Here is a 20,826-nt window from a genome sequence, read left to right as displayed (position 1 = left end):
GGCGATGCAGATCCGGCTGACCGTCCTTGGGTCGCGCAGCGGCCACCAGACCGCGACCGCTCCGACGAGCTGTGACGTGCTCGTCACGGCGCCCGCCGGGACCGCGCTCGCCGCGGTGGCCTCCGGGCTCGCGGCGACCGTCGGCGGACCCGACACCGGGGGCACGGTCGTGCTGTACGCCGGGGCGGAGCGGCTCGATCCGCAACGGCGGGTACTGGGGGAGCCTCCGCTGGTGGACGGGGCGGTGCTGGCCCTGCACGGGCCGGTGCCGGATGTCCTGCCGGAGCCGGAGGACGGGCTGGGCGCGCCCCAACTGCACGTGGTGGCCGGGCCGGACGCGGGCGGGGTGCACCTGCTGCATCCCGGGGCCGTACGGATCGGGCGGTCCGCGGACGCGGATGTGCCGTTGGACGACCCGGACGTGTCGCGGACGCACTGCGCGGTGACGGTGATGCCGGACGGCCGGGTGGCCGTGGCCGACCTGAACTCGACGAACGGCACGACGCTGGACGGCGCGGTGGTGGGACAACGTCCGGTCGCGCTGGCGCCGGGGGCGCTGTTGCGGGTGGGCGAATCCACCCTCCGGCTGGCCGCCGCCGCGGAGCCCCCGCTGCCGGTCACCCCGGACCAGGAGGGCCACCTCTCCATCCCGACGCCCGGCCCCGCACCCTCCGGCCCCGCGGCCCCGACCCCCACCCAGGCCGGCACGCCCGACTCCGCCCCCGTCACGGGTCGCCCCGGCGGGCCCGACACGGCCCCGGGACACCACCCCGGCACACCCGGGCACGCGGCCCCCGGCCCCGGCCAGGGTGCCCTGGGACACCACCCCGGGACACCCGGGCACGCCGCCCCCGGCCCCGGCCAGGGGTCACCCGGCACGGGGCTACGCCCCGGCAACCACAACCCCGGCACCCCCGGCACAGCACAGCCCGACGGGCCCACCTCGGCCGCCGACAGCGGCGCCCACCCCGAAACGCCCGGGCACAGGGCCTCCGGCCCCGGCGGAGCCGACATGATCCCGGGGCAGCGCCCCGTCACGCCCGGATACGCGGCCTCCGGCCCCGGCCAGGGGTCACCCGGCACGGGGCTACGCCCCGGCAACCACAACCCCGGCACCCCCGGCACGGCACAGCCCGACCGGCCCACCTCGGCCGCCGACAGCAGCGCCCACCCCGAAACGCCCGGGCACGCGGCCTTCGGCCCCAGCAGGGCCGACATGGGCCCGGGGCACCGCTCCGGCACGCCCGGGTACGCGGCCTCCGGCCCCGGACAGGGCGGCACGCCCAGCTCCGCACCCGGTATGGGGCTGCGTCCCGGAAACCGCAACCCCGGCGCACCCGGAACGGGGCGGGCCGACGGGCTCGACCCGGCGGGCGGCGGGGCCGACATGGGCCCCGGGACGCCCCGCGGGGCCGGACAAGCCGGTGGCAGCAACCGGCGGTGGGGGATCGGGGCGTGGGCGCGGAAGTGGGTGCGGGGGGAGGAGGGCCCCGGGGCCGAGGTCGTGGCCGAAACGGCCGTCGCCGCGCTGCCCTACGCGGACGATCCCGCCGCGCTGCTGCTCGCCGCCCTCGGCCCCACCCGGCGGCTGTGGTCCCGCGCCCCCGGCGTGCTCGACGTCGGCCTCGGCGCCGGCAGCCGGGTCTCGCTGCGCGAGGCCGGCGCGCTCGGGATCGCCGGGCCGCGCGCCCGGCTCACCGGCGTCGCCCGCTCCGTCATCGCCCAGCTCGCCGGACTGCACGCGCCCGGGCAGCTGGAGATCGTACTGATCAGCGGCGACCGGGCCCGGCCCCTCCAGGACCGCCGCCGGGACTGGGGCTGGCTGGGCTGGCTCCCCCACCTCCGCCCCGCCCACGGCCAGGACTGCCGGCTCCTCCTCGCGTACGACCGGGACCAGGCCGCCGCCCGCACCGGCGAGCTCACCCGGCGCCTCGACGACAGCCCGCTCGGCGCCGGCTGGGCCGGCGCCGACCGCGCCGCCGTCCGGCGGGCCGCCGATGCGTACGACGGGCCGTACACCCTCGTCGTCCTGGACGGCGACCCCGGCGCGGGGGCGCTCCGGGACGTCACCGGCCGTCTCGCCTCCCACGGTCCGGCCGCCGGGATCCACCTGCTCTGCCTCGCCGAGGCGCCCGCCGCCACCCCGGCCTCGCCCGTCGCCGAGACGTACGAGGCGGCCTGCGCCGGCGCCCCCGCCCTGCGGGACTGCGGCGCGGTCGCCCTGCTCAGCGGGGACGTGGCCACGGTCATACGGACCTTCGCGGTCACCGACGGCCGCCTCGTCCCGCCCGGCGACACCGCCACCGCCGACACCGCCACCGCCGACGCGGTCTCCGCCGCCTGGGCCGAGCGGTTCGCCCGCGCCCTCGCCCCCCTGCGGGCCCACGCCTCGCCCGCCGAGCCGTCCCGGACCGTCGCCGCCGCGCTCCCCCAGACGGCGCGGCTGCTGGACGAGTTGGGGCTGGCCCGGGCCACCCCCGCCTCCTTGATGGCCCGTTGGGCGGCCGCCACCGACCAGGGCCAAGGGGTCGGCGGCCTCGTCGAGATCGTCCTCGGCTCCGGCCGCCGCGGCCCCGTCGGCGCCGAGCTGGTCCACGACGGCCCGCACCTGCTCATCGAGGGCCCCGCCGGCAGCGGCCGTACCGAACTGCTGCGTTCCGTCGCCGCCTCCCTCGCCGCCGCCGCCCGCCCCGACCGGCTCGGCCTCGTACTCCTCGACGGTGCGGGCGGCGAGCGCGGTGACGGCCTGCTGCCCTGCACCGAGCTCCCCCACGTCTCCGCGCACCTCGTCGCCTCCGAGCCCGTCCGCATGCGGGAGTTCGCGCAGGCGATAGGCGCCGAGCTCAAGCGCCGTACGGAGCTGCTGGACGGTGTGCCGTTCGCCGAGTGGCACGCCCGCCGCGAGGTCGGCGACCGGATGGTCTCGCCCCGCCGGCCCGCCCCCGGCGAACTGCGGGGCGACCTCGAACCCCACCGCACCGGCACCCTGCGGCTGCGCTCCGCCTCGTTCCGCACCGACCCGGCGGCGGCCGGTCCCAGCCCGCTGCCCCGCCTGGTGCTCCTGGTCGACGACCTGGACGCGCTGGTCGCGCCCGGGCTCGGCAGCACGGGCCGCCCCGCCGCCGGCTCGGTGGTCCGCGCCCTGGAGGCGGTGGCCCGCGACGGCGCCCGGCTCGGCGTGCACCTGGTGGCCACCAGCGCCCGCCCGGACCGTACGGCCGACACCGAGCTCGCCCGGCTGGCCTCCCTCCGGGTGGAGCTCGACGCCCCCGATCAGCCGGGCCCCGGCCGCGGCCGCCTCCGGTACGCCGACGGCAGCACGGCGCCCTTCCAGGGCGGCCGCGTCACCGGCCGGATCCCGCGCACCGCGACGCTGCGGCCGACGGTGGTCCCGGTGGAATGGGAGCGGATGGGTGACCCGCCGGCCCGCCGCCCGGTGCGCGAGCTGGGCAACGGCCCGACCGACCTCGCGCTGCTGGCGAGCGCCCTGGACCGGGCCTCGCACCTGGTCTCGGCGACGCCCGTGCTGTTCCCGCCGGCCCCGTAGCGACCCGCCGGTACGCCCCAGCGGGGCCCCTGCGGGCCCCGACGGGCCTCCGCGGGCCGCGACGCGGTATTGCGGGGGCGCACGGCTCGGCGTAGACCTTGTGGCACGAGACACAGGGACACAGGGACAGGGACACACCACGAGCAGCACACAGGCATCGGGGGCGTAACCATGCGCGGTCAGCACGGAACGAGCCATACGCATACGCATACGCGGAGCGGCACGCACGGCGAGGGCGGGAGCGACGGCGGGAGCGGGGGCGCCAGCCTCGGACAAGGCCGGGCCGGCCCGGGCCGCAGCCGCGCGAAGCGTCGTACGAGGGCCCGCGCGCGAGCCCGTACCTGGGCGGCCCTCGCCGCCGCGGGCGCGCTCACGCTCACCGCGTGCGGGAACGGCGGCGCGGCCGAGGACCCCCCGCCCCCCGGCGCGGAATCCACGGCCGGGCAGCGGGTGGAATTACCCAAGCTGCCCGGTGAGAAGCTCGCGGTCGCGGCGGTCTGGACGGGTCCGGAGCAGGAGAACTTCACCAAGGTCCTCAAGGAGTTCGAGAAGCGGACCGGCGCCACCGTCACCTTCGTCCCGGCCCAGGACCCGATCGTCACCTTCCTCGGCTCGAAGATCGCGGGCGGCCAGCCGCCGGACGTGGCGCTGCTCCCGCAGGTCGGGGCCCTGGTCTCGGCGGTGAAGAACAAGTGGGCGCAGCCGGTGGGGCCGGAGGCGCAGGCCCAGCTCGACAAGAACTACTCGGGCGGCTGGAAGTCGCTGGGCGCGGTCGAGGGCACCCAGTACGGCGTGTACTACAAGGCCGCCAACAAGTCGCTGATCTGGTACAACGCGAAGGCCTTCGAGGCGGCGGGCGTACAGCCCCCCACCACGTGGAAGGAGCTGCTGACGGCGGCCGACACCCTCTCCGCCTCCGGCACCCCGGCCGTTTCCGTGGCCGGCGCGGACGGCTGGACCCTCACCGACTGGTTCGAGAACGTCTACCTCTCCCAGGCGGGCCCGGAGAAGTACGACCAATTGGCCAAGCACCAGATCAAGTGGACGGACGACAGCGTCAAGCAGGCGCTGACCACGCTCGGCGAGCTGTTCGGCCGCAAGGACTTCCTGGCGGGCGGCCAGAGCGGGGCCCTGGCCACCGAGTTCCCGAAGTCGGTGACGCAGACCTTCACCGGCGGCGACCGGCCCGCCGCCGCGATGGTCTACGAGGGCGATTTCGTGGCGGTGAACATCGCGCAGACCGAGGCGAAGGTGGGCGAGGACGCGCTCGTCTTCCCCTTCCCCGCGGTCGGCTCCAAGCCGCCCGTGGTCTCCGGGGGTGACGTGGCGGTCGCCCTGAAGCCGTCGAAGGGCGCGCAGGCCCTGCTGACCTTCCTGGCGTCGCCGGACGCGGCGGAGATCCAGGCCCGCGCGGGCGGGTTCGTCTCTCCGAACAAGGCGGTCAGCCCGGCCGCGTACCCGAACGACATCCAGCGCGAGATCGCCAAGGCCCTGATCGCGGCGGGCGACGACTTCCGCTTCGACATGTCGGACCAGGCCCCGGCGGCCTTCGGCGGAACGCCGGGCTCCGGTGAGTGGAAGGCCCTCCAGGACTTCCTGGCGAATCCGTCGGACGTGGCGGGCGCCCAGGCGAAACTGGAGGCGGAAGCGGCCAAGGCCTACGGGGGCTGATCCCGTGGCGGCCACGGCACCACAGGATCAGCCCCCACGACGGCAGTCCCCACCGGGGCAGTCCCCACCGGGGCAGTCCCCACCACGGCAGTCCCCACGAGGGCAGTCCGCACCACGGAAGGCCCCACCACGGCGGTCCGCACCGCGGAAGGCCGCATCACCGAAGGCCGCCGAGGCCCGGCGCCGCCGCATGGTCGCGGCGGCGTTCCTCCTCCCGGCCCTGGTCCTGCTCGGCGCGCTCGTCGTGCAGCCCATCGGCTACTCCGTGTACCGGAGCTTCTTCGACCGTTCCGGCGACGCCTTCGTCGGCGGGGCCAACTACCTGGAAATCCTGCGCGACGACACGATCCGTACGGCGCTCGGGAACACGGCGCTGTGGGTGGTGCTGGCGCCGACCACCGCCACCGCGCTCGGCCTGATCTTCGCGGTGCTCACCGAACGGGTGCGCTGGGGGACGGCGTTCAAGCTACTCGTCTTCATGCCGATGGCGATCTCGATGCTGGCGGCGGGCATCATCTTCCGGCTCGTCTACGACCACGATCCCGACCGGGGTGTCGCCAACGCGGTCTGGGTCGGGGTCCACGACACCTTCGCGGAGTCCTCGGCCTTCCCGAAGGCCCGCCCGGGCCGGGACTCGCCGCTGGTCCCGGCCGACGCGGGCGCCTTCGTGACGCGTGATCCCGTACGGGCGGGCGTTCCGGTGCCGCTGCCGCTGGTCGGCGTCGCCCCTGAGGACCTGCCCGAGGGGACCCGTACGGCGCGGCCCGCCGCCGCCGAGCCCGGGAAGGTCACCGGCACGGCCTGGCAGGACTTCACCCGCGGCGGGGGCGGCCGTACGAACGCGGTCGACCCCACCGAGTCCGCTTTCGCCGGGATGCGGATCGAGGCGGTCAAGGACGGCAGGGTCGTCGATTCGGCGACCGCCCGCGCCGACGGCACCTTCACCCTGTCCGAGAAGGCCGACGGGGCGCTGCTGCGGCTGCCCGCGTCGAACTTCCGGGAGGCGTACGCGGGCGTGGAGTGGCTCGGCCCGACGCTGGTCACCCCGGCGGTCATCGGGGCGTACGTCTGGATGTGGGCCGGTTTCGCGATGGTGCTCATCGGGGCCGGGCTGGCGGCCGTACCGCGCGAGCTGCTGGAGGCGGCCCGGGTGGACGGGGCGAGCGAGTGGCAGGTGTTCCGCCGGATCACCGTCCCGCTGCTGGCGCCCGTGCTGGCGGTGGTGCTGGTCACGCTCGTCATCAACGTCATGAAGATCTTCGACCTGGTCTTCGTGATCGCGCCGGGCGCGGTGCAGGACGACGCGAACGTGCTCGCGCTCCAGCTGTACCGCACCTCGTTCGGCACGGACGCCGATCAGGGGCTGGGCAGCGCCATCGCGGTGCTGCTGCTGGCGCTGGTGGTGCCGGTCATGCTCTACAACATCCGCCGGTTGCGGAGGGAGGGGTCCCGATGAGCGGAACCGAGCGGACGCCGTCCCCGGCGGCGGCCGGGGCGCCCCGGCCCGCGTCGGCGAGATCCGTATCCGCCACGCTCGCCGCAGGCGCCCTGGCGTTGCGCGTGTTCCTGATCCTGGCGGGCCTGTTCTGGCTGCTGCCCACGATCGGCCTGCTGATCTCCTCCTTCCTCTCCCCCGCCGGCCTGAACGAGGGCGGCTGGTGGGAGACGCTGACCGCCCCCTCCCGTCTGACCTCCGACAACTACGAGCGGCTGCTCGCCAACGAGACCATCACCGGCTCCCTCCTGAACACGGTGGCCATCGCGGTTCCGGCGACGCTGCTCGTGCTCACCCTGGGCGCGTTCGCCGGGTACGCCTTCGCCTGGCTGGACTTCCCGGGCCGGGACTGGCTGTTCCTGATCGTCGTGGGGCTGCTGGTGGTTCCCGTACAGGTGGCGCTGATCCCGGTGTCCGAACTCTTCGGCACCATCGGCCTGTTCGAGACGACGGCCGGTGTGGTGCTGTTCCACACCGCCTTCGGACTGCCCTTCGCCGTGTTCCTGCTGCGGAACTTCTTCGCGGAGATCCCGCGCGAGCTGCTGGAGGCCGCCCGCCTCGACGGGGCGGGCGAACTGCGGCTGTTCACGCGGGTGGTACTGCCGCTGGGCGGTCCGGCGATCGCCTCGCTCGGCATCTTCCAGTTCCTGTGGGTGTGGAACGACATGCTGGTGGCGCTGGTCTTCGCGGACTCGGCGCGCCCGCCGATCACGGTGGCGCTCCAGCAGCAGGTCCGGCAGTTCGGCAACAACATCGACGTGCTGGCGCCGGGCGCGTTCCTGTCGATGGTCGTCCCGCTCGTCGTCTTCTTCGCCTTCCAGCGGCAGTTCGTCTCGGGGGTGATGGCCGGAGCGATCAAGTAGCGGTCAAGTAACGCGCGCGAACAGCCCCTGACATGCGGCGTTGACGCTGCGTAACCCGAATGCCACACCGTGCGTAACCCGATCGCCACGCCGGGGGTTGCTGGGAAATATGCCCGCGCCGACCCCTGGATGTGCCGTGCCCCGGTTCAGCGTCATCGTGCCCGCGTACAAGGTTCAGGCGTACCTCCAGGAGAGTCTGGACTCGGTCCTGTCCCAGTCGTACCCGGATCTGGAACTGATCGCGGTCGACGACGCCTCCCCGGACGCCTGCGGTTCGATCATCGACGACCGTGCGGCGCGCGACCCCCGGGTCACGGGCGTGCACCTGGCGCACAACCTGGGGCTGGGCCCGGCCCGCAACGCGGGTCTGGCCCGCGCCACCGGCGATTACCTGATCTTCCTCGACGGCGACGACACCCTCGCCCCGGGCGCCCTCCAGGCCATCGCCGACCGGCTGAAGGCCACCGGCTCCCCGGACGTCCTGGTCTACGACTACGCGCGCACCTTCTGGACGGGCGAGACGGTCCGCAACAGCCTCGCGCACCGGCTCTGCGAGGACGGCCCGGCCAGTTTCCGCCTCGCCGACCGCCCGGCGCTGCTCGGCATGCTGATGGTGGTGTGGAACAAGGCGTACCGCCGCGAGTACGTGGAGCGCGAGGGGCTGGAGTTCCCGCCCGGCTCCGGCTACTACGAGGACACCCCCTGGACCTACCCCGCGCTGCTGGCGGCGGAATCCGTGGCCGTCCTCGACCGGGTCTGCGTCCACTACCGGCAGCGCCGGACGGGCTCGATCCTGACCACCTCCACCCGCCGCCACCTCGACATCTTCGACCAGTACGACCGGGTCTTCGGCTTCCTCACCAGCCGCCCCGAGCTGGAGCGCTGGCGCCCGGCGGTGCACCGCCGGATGGCCGATCACTTCTGCGCCCTGTACGCCGACCCGCGCCGCCTCCCGCGCGCGAGCCGGGCCGAGTTCTTCCGCCGCGCCTCGGCCTCGCTGCGGCGCTACCGGGCCGTCGGCCCGCAGCCGTTGCCGCTGTCGCGGACCGACCGGGTGCGGCACGCCCTGATGCGGCTGGGGCTGCGCCGCACGTACCACGCGCTGTCCGCCGGCCGCGCGGGCGCGCTGGCGACCGGCCGGGCGGGCCTCTCCGCCTGGCGGGGGCTGCGCGAGACGGCGCTGCGGCTGCACTACCGCCTCCAGCGCCTGTTGCCGCTGCGGCCGGAGCTGGCGGTGTTCTCCGCGTACTGGCACGGCGGCTACTCCTGCAACCCCGCGGCGATCGAGGCCAAGCTGCGGGAGCTGGCCCCCCGGATGCGGACGGCGTGGATCTGCGATCCGGCCCACGCGGCCACGCTTCCCCCGGAGACGGCCATGCTCCGCCCGGGCTCGGCCGCGTACTGGACCGCCCTCGCGCGCGCCACGTACCTGGTGACCAACGTCAACTTCGACCGCACCCTGGTCAAGCGGCCGGGCCAGACCCTGCTCCAGACCCAGCACGGCACCCCGCTCAAGCGGGTCGGCCTGGACCTCCAGGACCGCCCGGCCGCGACGCCGACGACGGACTTCGCGGGCCTGCTGCGCGGCGCCGACCAGTGGGACTACCTGCTGTCCGCGAACCGCCACTCGACGCTGGTGTGGGAGAAGGCGATCCCCTCGCCGTACACCACGCTGGAGTACGGCTACCCCCGCAACGACATCTTCCACCGCGCCACCCAGGCGGACGTCGTGGAGCTGCGCGAACGCCTGGGCATCCCGGCGGGCTCGACGGTGATCCTGTACGCCCCCACCCACCGCGACTACCGGCGCAGCCGGCCGGAGCACCTCGACTTCGAGCGGGTGCTGCGCGATCTGGGGCCGCGCTTCACGATCCTGACGCGCGCGCACCTCACGTACGCGGACACGGCCGCCCCGCACGAGGCGCATCCGCGCCTCATCGACGTCTCCTCGTACCAGTCGGTGGAGGAACTCTGCCTGGCCTCGGACGCGTTGGTGACGGACTACTCGTCCCTGATGTTCGACTACGCCGCGCTGGACCGGCCGATCGTGATCCACGCGGACGACTGGGAGGCCTATGAGGCGGCCCGCGGCACGTACTTCGACCTGCGGGCCTGCCTGCCGGGCGCGATCGCCCGGACAGAGGACGAGCTCGTGGACATCTTCGCCACGGGCCACTGGCGGGGCTCCCGCTCGGCGCAGCTGCGCGCGGCGTTCCGCTCCCGCTTCTGCTCCTACGACGACGGCCACGCGGCCGAGCGCGTGGTCCGCCGCGTCTTCCTCGGCCAGCCGAACCCGGCCCCGGCGGTCACCCCCCTGGAAGACCGCCACCCCACCCCACCGGCCCCCACGGCCTCCCCCGCCCCCACCCCAACCCCGGAACCCGCCCTGGCCAACCTCTGGCCGTAGCCGTAGCACCTGCGCGGCGCCGCTGCCAGGGCTCCGCCCCGGACCCCGCGCCTCAATCGCCGGCGGGGCTCGTAATTGCCAGGCAGGCGGCATCAGCCACATCCAGCCCCGCCGGCGCTTGAGGCGCGGGGCCCGGGGCCCGATCTTGCAGCCCCGCTGGCAATCTTTCAGCCTCGCCGGCGTTTGAGGCGCGGGTCCGGGCGGAGCCCGGGAAGCGGTCCGCAGGACTCAGACGGCCCGCAGCCCCGCGCCGCACACGAACGGGCCGGGTCCGGGACCAGAAGGTCCCGGGCCCGGCCCGTTCCGTGCAGCGGGGTCCGGCTAGCCGTGCGCGCGCAGCAGCGAACGCATCGTCCGCATCGCGACGGACAGGTTCGCCAGGTCGAAGTCGTCCGACCCCTGGATCTCGTCCAGGGTCGTCCGGGCCCGGCCGATGATCGCCGCGTTCTTCTCCTCCCACGCCTTGAAGCGCTCCTCGGGAGTCGAGTCGCCGTCGCCCACCGCCAGCACATCGGCGGTCAGCGCCGCGTGCGCCGAGAACAGGTCCTCGCGGATGGAGGCGCGGGCCATGGACTGCCAGCGGTCGGCGCGCGGCAGCTCGATGATCCGGTCCATCAGCTGGGTGATGTCCAGGCGGTCGGCGAGGTCGTAGTAGACCTCCGCGACACCCAGCGGGGCGACGCCGGTGCGGTCCGAGATCGCGACGATGTCGAGGATCGGGAAGGCCGAGGAGAATCCGGCGACCTTGGCCGCCAGCTCCGCCGGCACGCCCTCGCCGGTCAGCTCGTCCAGGATCGACTGGTACCAGTCCAGGTCGGCGCCGCGCACCAGCTTCGGCAGCTCGGACCAGACCTCGCCCAGCCGCGCGCCGAAGAACTCGATGGTCCCGGTGATCTCCAGCGGCTGCGGCCGGTTGTTGAGCAGCCAGCGGGTGCCGCGCTCGACCAGGCGCCGCGAGTGCAGCCGCACCCGGGTCTGGACGTCGGCCGCCACCTTGTTGTCGAGGGCCTCGACCGCGTCCCACACCTCGGCCAGGCCGAAGATCTCGCGGGCCGCGAGCTGCGCCCGGACGATCTCCTCCGTGGAGGCCCCGGTCTCCTCGCGCAGGCGGTGCAGGAAGGTCGAACCGCCGCTGTTGACGGTGTCGTTGACCAGCACCGTGGTGATGATCTCGCGGCGCAGCGCGTGCGCGTCGATCTGGTCCGCGAACTTCTTGTTCAGGGCTCCGGGGAAGTACGCGTGCAGCAGGCGGCGCAGGTACGGGTCGTCCGGCAGCTCGGTGTGGATGAGCTCGTCCGCCACCGTGATCTTGGTGTAGGCGAACAGGACGGCCAGCTCCGGCTGGGTCAGGCCCTTGCCGCCGCTCAGCAGCTCGCGGATCTGCCGGTCGGTGGGCAGGAACTCCAGCTGGCGGTCCAGCAGTCCGGCCCGTTCCAGGCGGCGCATGAAGCGCTGCTGGGCGTGGAGCAGGCTGGGGGCCTGGGCCGAGCCGTTGGCCAGGGCCAGGTTCTGCGCGTAGTTGTTGCGCAGGACCAGGCGGCCCACCTCGTCGGTCATCTCCGCCAGCAGCTTGTTGCGCTGCTTGACGGTCATGTCGCCTTCCGCGACCAGCGCGTTCAGCAGGATCTTGATGTTCACCTCGTGGTCGGAGGTGTCCACGCCGGCGCTGTTGTCGATGGCGTCGGTGTTGACCTTGCCGCCCTCGCCGCCGGCGCCGCCCCGGGCGAACTCGATGCGGCCCAGCTGGGTCAGACCGAGGTTGCCGCCCTCACCGATGACCTTGGCCCGGACGTCGGAGCCGTTGACGCGGATGGCGTCGTTGGCCTTGTCGCCGACGTCGGCGTGCGTCTCGGCCGTGGCCTTGACGTACGTACCGATGCCGCCGTTCCACAGCAGGTCCACGGGCGCCTGGAGGATGGTCTGCATCAGTTCGGCCGGGGTCATCTTGGTGACGCCCGGCTCGATGCCGAGGGCCGCGCGCATCTGCGCGTTGACCGGGATGGCCTTGGCGGTACGCGGGTGGATGCCGCCGCCCGCGGAGAGCAGCCCGGTGTTGTAGTCGGCCCACGAGGAGCGCGGCAGCTCGAACAGGCGCCGGCGCTCGGCGTACGAGGTCTCCGCGTCCGGGGTCGGGTCGATGAAGATGTGCCGGTGGTCGAAGGCGGCGACCAGGCGGATGTGCTCGGAGAGCAGCATGCCGTTGCCGAAGACGTCACCGGACATGTCACCGACGCCGACGACCGTGAAGTCCTGCGTCTGGGTGTCGTGGCCGAGCTCGCGGAAGTGCCGCTTGACGGACTCCCACGCGCCGCGGGCGGTGATGCCCATGCCCTTGTGGTCGTAGCCGGCCGAGCCGCCCGAGGCGAACGCGTCGCCCAGCCAGAAGCCGTAGGACTCGGCGACACCGTTGGCGATGTCGGAGAAGGTCGCGGTGCCCTTGTCGGCGGCGACGACGAGGTAGGTGTCGTCCTCGTCGTGGCGGACCACGCCCTTCGGCGGCACGACCTCGCCGCCGACCATGTTGTCGGTGATGTCGAGCAGCGCCGAGATGAAGATCTTGTACGAGGCGATGCCCTCGGCGAGCCAGGCGTCGCGGTCCACCGACGGGTCGGGGAGGTTCTTGGCGACGAAGCCGCCCTTGGCGCCGACCGGCACGATGACGGTGTTCTTGACCATCTGCGCCTTGACCAGGCCGAGGACCTCCGTACGGAAGTCCTCCCGGCGGTCGGACCAGCGCAGGCCGCCTCGGGCGACCTTGCCGAAGCGCAGGTGGACGCCCTCGACGCGCGGGGAGTACACCCAGATCTCGAACGCGGGGCGCGGTGCCGGCAGGTCCGGGATGGCCTGCGGGTCGAACTTCATCGACACGTACGCGTGCTCTTCGCCCGCGCCGTTGAGCTGGAAGAAGTTGGTCCGCAGCGTCGCCTTGATCAGGGTGAGGAAGGCGCGCAGGATGCGGTCCTCATCGAGCGAGGCGACCTGGTCCAGGGCCCCGTCCAGCTCCTCCAGCATGGCGTCGATGAGCTCGGTGCCGGCGGCCTGGCGGCCGGGCGACATCCGGGCCTCGAAGAGCTTGACCAGCAGCAGAGTGGTGTGGATGTTGTTGCGGAGGGTGTCCTCCATGTAGTCCTGGCTGAAGGTGGAGCCGGCCTGGCGCAGGTACTTGGCGTACGCGCGCAGGACGACGCACTGCCGCCAGGTCAGTCCGGCGCTCAGCACCAGGGTGTTGAAGTTGTCGTTCTCGGCCTGGCCGGTCCACACGGCCTCGAAGGCGTTCTGGAACCGCTCGCGGGCGTCGTCGCCGAGGTGGCTGTCGCCGTTGCCCGCCGGGGTGTGGATCCGCAGACCGAAGTCGTAGATCCAGGCGCTCACGCGGTCGGTGCGGCGCAGCTCGTACGGCCGCTCGTCGGTGACCTCGACGCCGAGGCGCTGGAGGACCGGCAGGACGGCGGAGAGGGAGACCTGCTCACCGGTGCGGTAGATCTTGAAGCGGCGCTCGCCGGGGCCCGCGCCGACCGGCTCGTAGAGGGAGAGGGCGAAGTCCTTGCCGCTCTCCGCCAGCCGCTCCAGGCGGACCAGGTCGGAGACGGCGGCGCGCGGCGGGTGCTCGGCCTTGTAGCCCTCCGGGAAGGAACCCCCGTAGCGGCGCAGCAGCTCGGCGGCGCGCTCCTCGCCGCACTCGGCGATCAGCGCCTCCTGGAAGCCGTCCGCCCAGGAGCGGGCGGCCTCGGCGAGCCGGGCCTCGATGCGCTCGACGTCGGAGTCCGTGAGGGCGGGCAGCACGGTGCCCTGCGGGACGCGGACGACGAAGTGGATGCGGGAGAGGATCGACTCGGTGTTCCAGGCGGTGAAGTCGACGCTGCTGCCGCCGAGCTCCTCCTTCAGGATGTCGATCAGGCGCAGCCGGACGCCGGTGGTGTAGCGGTCGCGCGGCAGGTACACGAGCGCGGAGTAGTAGCGCCCGTACTCGTCCTGGCGCAGATAGAGCCGCAGCCGGCGGCGTTCCTGGAGGTACAGGACGGAGGTGGCGATCTCCTGGAGCTTGTCGACCGGGGTCTGGAACAGCTCGTCGCGCGGGTAGGTCTCCAGGATCTGGAGCAGGTCGCGGCCGTCGTGGCTGTTCGGCGAGAAGCCGGCGCCGTCGAGGACCTCGGCGACCTTGCGGCGGATGACCGGCACGCGGCGCACGGACTCGGTGTACGCGGCGGACGAGAACAGGCCGAGGAAGCGGCGCTCGCCGACGACGTTGCCCTCGGCGTCGAACTTCTTGACGCCCACGTAGTCGAGGTACGAGGGGCGGTGCACGGTGGCGCGGCTGTTGGCCTTGGTCAGCACCAGCAGGCGGTGCTCGCGGGCCTTGGCGCGCGCGTCGGCGGGCAGCCGGTTGAAGGACGGCGAGACGGGGTGCGCGTCGTCCTGGCCGCTGTGGTGCGGGTCGGAGCGCAGGATGCCGAGGCCGGTGCCGGGCACGGCGGACAGGGCGTCGCCGTCGACGAGGTTGTACTCGCGGTAGCCGAGGAAGGTGAAGTGGTCGTCGGCGAGCCAGCGCAGCAGCTCCCGGGCCTCTTCGAGCTCGTACTCGCGCAGGTCGGGGGCGGTCGGCTCGTCCTGGAGCCGGTCGGCGATGCGCAGCGCGGCGTCGCGCATCTTCTCCCAGTCCTCGACGGACTCGCGGACGTCGGACAGGACGCGCTGCAGGTCCACGGTGATCTGCTTGAGGTCGGCGCGGTCGGACTCGCGGTCGATCTCGACGTGGATCCAGGACTCCACGAGGGAGTCGTGGGGGCGCGCGGTCTGGGGGCCGTGCGCGTCGCAGTCGGGGCCGAGGATCTCGATCAGCTTGCCGGTGATGTCACGGCGGACGACGACCTGCGGGTGGATCACCACGTGGATGCCGCGGCCCTGCCGGGAGAGCTCGTTGGTGACGGAGTCCACCAGGAACGGCATGTCGTCGGTGACGACCTCGACGACCGAGTGGCTGGACATCCAGCCGTTCTCCTCGACCGTGGGGGTGTGCACGCGCACGCTCGCCGTGCCCTGCGGCCGCTTCTCGGCGAGCCGGTAGTGCGAGAGCGCCGCCCCGAACACGTCGACCGGGTCCCGGTCCAAGAGGTCCTCGGGTGCGGTGTGCAGGTAGTAGCGCTGGAGGTAGGCGAGCACCGTGTCCCGGTCGGGACGCTCCCCCTGCTCGGCCCCAGTCGGAAGTAGCCCCCCGGCCGGGCTGTGCTCAGCTACCCGGGCCGCCCGCGCGAGCAGCTCGGCCTTTGCTTCGTCCAGCTTGGTCTGCATGTCCTCTGGCTCCTGTCGCGCGCCATTGCGTGACGTAGGTGAAGGAAGGAATGACGTAGCGCCGCGAGGCGGGATGTCCGTTCGGAATCGACGCTATGCCGTCGTGAGAGCCGCCGTGGAGGGAATCGGCCATGATCGGCGAGAGGTCCCGGCAGCGGGGATCAGCGAAGGCCCGGGCACGGTCGTGCGCCGGGCGCTGGCCGGGGGCGTCGGTGCCCCCGATGACTATCGCGCTGATCACGGGTACCAGGCTATCTCGCCGGACCCCCTGCCCGTCACGGGCCGGATCTGTACAAAAGGAGGTCCATAAGTTTGACGAAGTGCGCAGTGACGCGGGCGGCCCGTCGTGCCAGTACCTATTCGGCCAGTTCGCGAGCAGTGCGTACGGCGTCCGCCAGCGTGTCCACGACCGGGGCTCCGGCCGATTCCAGACTGGCGCGGCTGTGCGAACCACCCGTGTAGAGGACGGCCCGAGCGCCCACGTGGGCGGCGGCGAGGGCGTCGTCCACGGCGTCTCCGATGAGGACCGTACGGGCGGCCGTCACTCCGGTCGCCTCCATGGCGGCCATATGGCGTACGAGGTGCCCGGCCTTGGTGGTGTGGGAGGGCCCGACGCGCCCGTCGACGCGGACGAAGTGCCCGTCGATGCCGTGGATCCGCACCAGCGGTACGAGTTTGTCATGGGGCGCGAGGGACAGCAGGGACTGGGTGGCCCCGGCCCCCGACCACTGCGCGAGCAGCTCCCGTGCACCCTCGGCGAGCCCGGCGTCCTCGGCGGCCGTCCAGTAGTGCCGGTGGAACGTCTCGTCCATGACGAGCCACTCCTCGTCGGTGGGGAGCCGGCCCATCAGGCGCTCGTAGAACTTCGGCACCGGGACGACGTACAGATCGCGGTAGGTCTCCAGGGTGATCGGCGCGAAACCGAGCTCGGCGAACGACGCGTTGGTGGCGGCGATCACGGCGTCGATGTCGTGGAGCAGCGTGCCGTTCCAGTCCCACACGATGTGCGGGCCGACGGCCGTGCCGGTCAGCGCGACCGCCTTGATCACGTCGGCGTCGGTCACTTCAGCGTCGTCGGTCACTTCAGCAACCCCGGAATCTCCTGCACCCCGAACCACAGCAGCTCGTGGTCCTCGGCGCCATCGACGGTGAACTGCGCATCGTCGTCCCCGGCGTCGGCGGCGTCAAGGGCCTCCGCCGCCGCCGTGACGTCCTCCCGGGCGTCATCGGCGTCTACGTGCACGGCGGCGGCCACGGTGAGCCGTACCGCGTCCGCGAGCGTCACCTGGCCGAGGGTGGCCTCGTCGAGGCCGGGGGTCGCGGTGGCGGCCTTGTCGTCGACGTCGAGGGCCACGACGACCCGCTTGCGCGGGGCGGCGGGGTCCTGGGCGAGCAGCCGCAGCGAGGCGGCGGCGGCCCGGCTCAGCGCCGCGTACTCCAGCTCCTCGATGTCCTCCGACACGTACCACTCCCGCAGGCCGGGGGTGACGGCGTACGCGCGGAGCGGGGCGGGCCCCAGCTCGCCCGCCTTGTGCGCCTCGGCGAGCCCGGGGAGGGTCAGGGGGACGTACACGCGCATGGCCGGCTGCTTTCGGTAGTCGGAAACGCCCTCAGGATACGACTCCTTCCTCACGCCACCCTCGCACTGCTCGGCCCTGGAGGGCCTCCCAGGCTTTGGGCGGCTGGGCTGGGGGCACGTCCCAGCGGTAGCTGGGGGAGACTCCGTCCGGCGGTAGCCGGGGAGACGCCTCCGAGTGGGCGAGGCCGCGGTCCCCCTTCGGGGTGCGGGGCGGCACCCCAACCCTGTCCACCCCGGTCCTCGGGGCCCGGCGACGCGGGCCCGGGGTGGGCCGCCGCGCACTCGGATAGGTGAACGGGGCCACCAGCCGCGGCGGCCCGGCGGACGGTTGTGCGGCGTGTTCGGCGACCGTAGAAGATCCCCATCAAGTTACCGCCCGGTACCGCTCCGGGCCCGACCTGTGCGGGGGCAGATCGCCATGGACACCACGACGCGCGGCACGACCGGCGGCGACAGGAGCCGCCGCCGGCCCGGCGGCCCGGCCTCGACCCGGCCCGCCGGGCGGCGCGACGCGCGGCGCCCCGCTCAAGGGCCCCGCGGCCCGCGGCCCGGCCCGCACGACTGGTTCGCCGAGCGCCTGCTGGCGGTGGTCAGCGGCCAGCGCCCGGTCCACTCCCTACTGGGGCTCACCGTCGGTCCCGCGTACGAACAGCTCGTCACCCTGGCGCCCGCCGGACCGCTGCGCGAGCGCCTGCGCCCGGTGCTGCGCCACTGCGGCCGCTTCCACCCCGGCCCGGGCGTCATCGAGGCCTTCGCCCGCATCGCCACGGGCGACCGCGTCTCGGCGATGGCCTTCCGCCTGGAGCAGGGCGCCGACCTGCGCTGGCGCTGCGCGGCCGTAGAGATCCAGGGCCCCCGGCCGTGACCGTGACCGTGACCGTGCCGCCCCCGCACGACGCGACCGGGGCCGGGCACCACGTACGGTGTCCGGCCCCGGTCGGGACGCCCTCGGCGGCTCTGCCTCGCGCCGCGCTGCCTCGCGCCGCGCTGCTTTCCGCCGCGCTGCTTCCTGCCGCGCTACTTCTTGCGGCGACGCCCGCCGGACGCCTTCTGCGCCTTGCGGCGCTCGGCGCGGGTCATCCCGTCACCGCCACCGTCACTCTCGAAGTCGCCCTCGACGACCCCGCCCTCCCCGTCCACCGTCGGGGCGGAGAAGTGCAGCCGGTCCGGACGCTGCGGGGTCTCCAGACCCTTGGCGCGGATCTCGGGACGGGGGGCGGCCGGCTCCTTGTTCAGCGACGGCGCCGCGTCCTGCACGGGAAGCTCCTCGACCTGCTGCTCGACCTGGACCTCCAGGTTGAACAGGTAGCCGACGGACTCCTCCTTGATGCCCTCCTGCATGGCGTTGAACATGTCGAAGCCCTCGCGCTGGTACTCGACCAGCGGGTCCTTCTGGGCCATCGCCCGCAGGCCGATGCCCTCCTGCAGGTAGTCCATCTCGTACAGGTGCTCACGCCACTTGCGGTCCAGCACCGACAGCACCACGCGCCGCTCCAGCTCGCGCATGATCTCGGAGCCGAGCGTCTTCTCGCGGGCCTCGTACTGCTCGTGGATGTCGTCCTTGACGGACTCCGCGATGAACTCGGCCGTGATGCCGGCGCGGTCGCCCGCGGCCTCCTCCAGCTCCTCCACCGTGACCTTCACCGGGTAGAGCTGCTTGAACGCGCCCCACAGGCGGTCCAGGTCCCACTCCTCGGCGAAGCCCTCGACCGTCTCGGCCGAGATGTACGCGTCGATCGTGTCGTCCATCATGTGGCGCACCTGCTCCTGCAGGTCCTCGCCTTCGAGCACGCGGCGGCGCTCGCTGTAGATGACCTCGCGCTGGCGGCTGAGGACCTCGTCGTACTTCAGGACGTTCTTGCGCGTCTCGAAGTTCTGGGTCTCGACCTGCGACTGCGCCGACGCGATCGCGCGCGTCACCATCTTGTTCTCGATCGGTACGTCGTCCGGCACGTTCGCCATCGACATGACCCGCTCGACCATCTGCGCCTTGAACAGGCGCATCAGGTCATCGCCCAGCGACAGGTAGAAGCGGGACTCGCCCGGGTCGCCCTGTCGGCCGGAGCGGCCGCGCAGCTGGTTGTCGATACGGCGCGACTCGTGCCGCTCGGTGCCCAGCACGTACAGCCCGCCGAGCTCCTTGACCTCCTCGAACTCCGCCTTCACCGCCGACTCGGCCCTGGTCAGCGCGTCGGGCAGGGCGTGCGCCCACTCCTCGATGTGCTCCTCGGGGTCCAGGCCGCGCTGGCGCAGCTCGGCCTCGGCCAGGTCGTCCGGGTTGCCGCCGAGCTTGATGTCGGTACCGCGGCCGGCCATGTTCGTGGCGACGGTGACGGCGCCGCGGCGGCCGGCCTGGGCGACGATCGTCGCCTCACGGTCGTGCTGCTTGGCGTTGAGCACCTCGTGCGGGATGCCGCGCTTGGAGAGCTGCTGCGAGAGGTACTCGGACTTCTCGACCGACGTCGTACCAACGAGGATCGGCTGGCCCTTCTCGTGCTTCTCCGCGATGTCGTCGACGACGGCGGCGAACTTCGCGACCTCGGTGCGGTAGATCAGGTCCGCCTGGTCCTTGCGGACCATGTCGCGGTTGGTCGGGATCGGGACGACGCCGAGCTTGTAGATCTGGTGGAACTCGGCGGCCTCGGTCATGGCCGTACCGGTCATGCCCGACAGCTTCGAGTAGAGACGGAAGAAGTTCTGCAGGGTGATCGTGGCGAGGGTCTGGTTCTCGTCCTTGATGTCCACCCCTTCCTTCGCCTCGATCGCCTGGTGCATGCCCTCGTTGTAGCGGCGGCCGGCGAGGATACGGCCGGTGTGCTCATCGACGATCATGACCTCGCCGTCGATGACGACGTAGTCCTTGTCGGCCTTGAAGAGCTCCTTGGCCTTGATCGCGTTGTTGAGGTACCCGACGAGGGGGGTGTTCACCGACTCGTAGAGGTTCTCGATGCCGAGCCAGTCCTCGACCTTGGCGACACCGGCCTCGTGGATGGCGACCGTGCGCTTCTTCTCGTCGACCTCGTAGTCGCCGGTCTCCTCGATGCCCTTGAGGGGCTGGCCGGGCTCGCCCTTGGTCAGGCGGGTGACCAGCTTCGCGAAGTCCGCGTACCACTTCGTGGCCTGGTCGGCCGGGCCGGAGATGATCAGCGGGGTACGGGCCTCGTCGACGAGGATCGAGTCGACCTCGTCGACCACGGCGAAGTTGTGGCCGCGCTGCACCAGCTCGTCCTTCGACCACGCCATGTTGTCGCGCAGGTAGTCGAAGCCGAACTCGTTGTTCGTGCCGTACGTGATGTCGCAGTTGTACTGTTCGCGGCGCTGGGCCGGCGACATGTTCGCCAGGATGCAGCCGACGTCCAGCCCCAGGAACTTGTGGACGCGCCCCATCATCTCGGAGTCGCGCTCGGCGAGGTAGTCGTTCACCGTGATCAGGTGGACGCCCTTGCCGGAGAGCGCGTTCAGGTACGCGGGCAGCGTGCCGACGAGGGTCTTGCCCTCACCGGTCTTCATCTCGGCGACATAGCCGAGGTGGAGCGCCGCGCCGCCCATGATCTGGACGTCGTAGTGGCGCTGGCCGAGGACGCGCTTCGCGGCCTCGCGAACGGTCGCGAAGGCCTCGGGCAGCAGGTCGTCCAGGCTCTCGCCGTCCTGGTAGCGCTGCTTGTACTCGTCAGTGAGCGCGCGCAACTCGGCGTCGGAGAGGTTGACGAAGTCCTCTTCGATGGAGTTGACCTGGTCCGCGATGCGGTGCAGTTTGCGCAGGATCTTGCCTTCGCCTGCACGCATGAGCTTGTTGAAGACGGACACCGAGGTTTGTCTCCTTGCCGGTCGGGCCTGGCACTGGTTCGTACACGGGCACGGAGGGTGGACCCCGCCGCAACGGCCATCGTAAGCGAGGACGCGGTCGCGTCGGGAGGTCCGCCGTATCCGCAGGGCGCGGGCGCCCGGAATGAGAACGTACGGGGTGCCCGGAAG

General features: G+C 72.8%; 10 protein-coding genes. 6 read left to right on the top strand and 4 right to left on the bottom strand.

Translation table 11 applies throughout. The features are described from left to right. The first annotated feature begins 4 nt into the window (after nt 1-4). From MTF65_RS06715 to MTF65_RS06695, 5 genes are all read left to right on the top strand, one after another. Nucleotides 5-3,547, top strand: coding sequence for an FHA domain-containing protein (locus tag MTF65_RS06715; protein ID WP_243628597.1), 3,543 nt, complete (start codon nt 5-7; stop codon nt 3,545-3,547). 171 nt (nt 3,548-3,718) lie between these two features. Further along, the gene (locus MTF65_RS06710) at nt 3,719-5,218 is read left to right on the top strand and encodes an ABC transporter substrate-binding protein (protein WP_243627378.1); all 1,500 of its coding nucleotides are present in this window, start codon (nt 3,719-3,721) and stop codon (nt 5,216-5,218) included. A 190-nt stretch (nt 5,219-5,408) separates the two neighbouring features. Continuing rightward, nucleotides 5,409-6,674, top strand: a complete 1,266-nt coding sequence (locus MTF65_RS06705) for an ABC transporter permease subunit (protein WP_243627377.1) — start codon at nt 5,409-5,411, stop codon at nt 6,672-6,674. Next, entirely contained in the window at nt 6,671-7,576 is a 906-nt protein-coding gene (locus MTF65_RS06700; RefSeq protein ID WP_243627376.1) for a carbohydrate ABC transporter permease, read from the top strand. Before MTF65_RS06705 ends, MTF65_RS06700 begins: the two co-directional genes overlap by 4 nt. A 136-nt stretch (nt 7,577-7,712) precedes the next feature. Beyond that, nucleotides 7,713-9,983 carry a bifunctional glycosyltransferase family 2 protein/CDP-glycerol:glycerophosphate glycerophosphotransferase gene (locus MTF65_RS06695; protein WP_243627375.1) on the top strand — a complete coding sequence of 757 codons (2,271 nt, stop codon included), beginning with the start codon at nt 7,713-7,715 and terminating at the stop codon, nt 9,981-9,983. A 321-nt stretch (nt 9,984-10,304) separates the two neighbouring features. On the opposite strand, the gene MTF65_RS06690 is transcribed toward MTF65_RS06695, so the two are convergent. The 3 genes from MTF65_RS06690 to MTF65_RS06680 form a co-directional block, all read right to left on the bottom strand. Beyond that, nucleotides 10,305-15,272 carry an NAD-glutamate dehydrogenase gene (locus tag MTF65_RS06690; RefSeq protein WP_243627374.1) on the bottom strand — a complete coding sequence of 1,656 codons (4,968 nt, stop codon included), beginning with the start codon at nt 15,270-15,272 and terminating at the stop codon, nt 10,305-10,307. Between the two features lie 356 nt (nt 15,273-15,628). Further along, nucleotides 15,629-16,303, bottom strand: a complete 675-nt coding sequence (locus tag MTF65_RS06685; RefSeq protein WP_243628596.1) for an HAD family hydrolase — start codon at nt 16,301-16,303, stop codon at nt 15,629-15,631. A gap of 47 nt (nt 16,304-16,350) precedes the next feature. Further along, the gene (locus MTF65_RS06680; protein ID WP_243627373.1) at nt 16,351-16,851 is read right to left on the bottom strand and encodes a DUF6912 family protein; all 501 of its coding nucleotides are present in this window, start codon (nt 16,849-16,851) and stop codon (nt 16,351-16,353) included. Between the two features lie 418 nt (nt 16,852-17,269). Between MTF65_RS06680 and MTF65_RS06675 the strand changes: the two genes are divergently transcribed. After that, a complete protein-coding gene (locus MTF65_RS06675; protein ID WP_243627372.1) occupies nt 17,270-17,716 on the top strand; it encodes an Rv3235 family protein in 447 nt (148 codons plus the stop codon). A gap of 152 nt (nt 17,717-17,868) precedes the next feature. Here MTF65_RS06675 and secA read toward each other — a convergent pair whose 3' ends face one another. Then, nucleotides 17,869-20,658, bottom strand: a complete 2,790-nt coding sequence (gene secA, locus MTF65_RS06670; RefSeq protein ID WP_243627371.1) for a preprotein translocase subunit SecA — start codon at nt 20,656-20,658, stop codon at nt 17,869-17,871. Between the last annotated feature and the right edge of the window lie 168 nt (nt 20,659-20,826).

Source organism: Streptomyces sp. APSN-46.1, assembly GCF_022815725.1.
In the GTDB taxonomy this organism is placed as follows: domain Bacteria; phylum Actinomycetota; class Actinomycetes; order Streptomycetales; family Streptomycetaceae; genus Streptomyces.
Note: the sequence above shows the minus strand (reverse complement) of the source record. Positions and strands in the feature narration are given on the sequence as shown.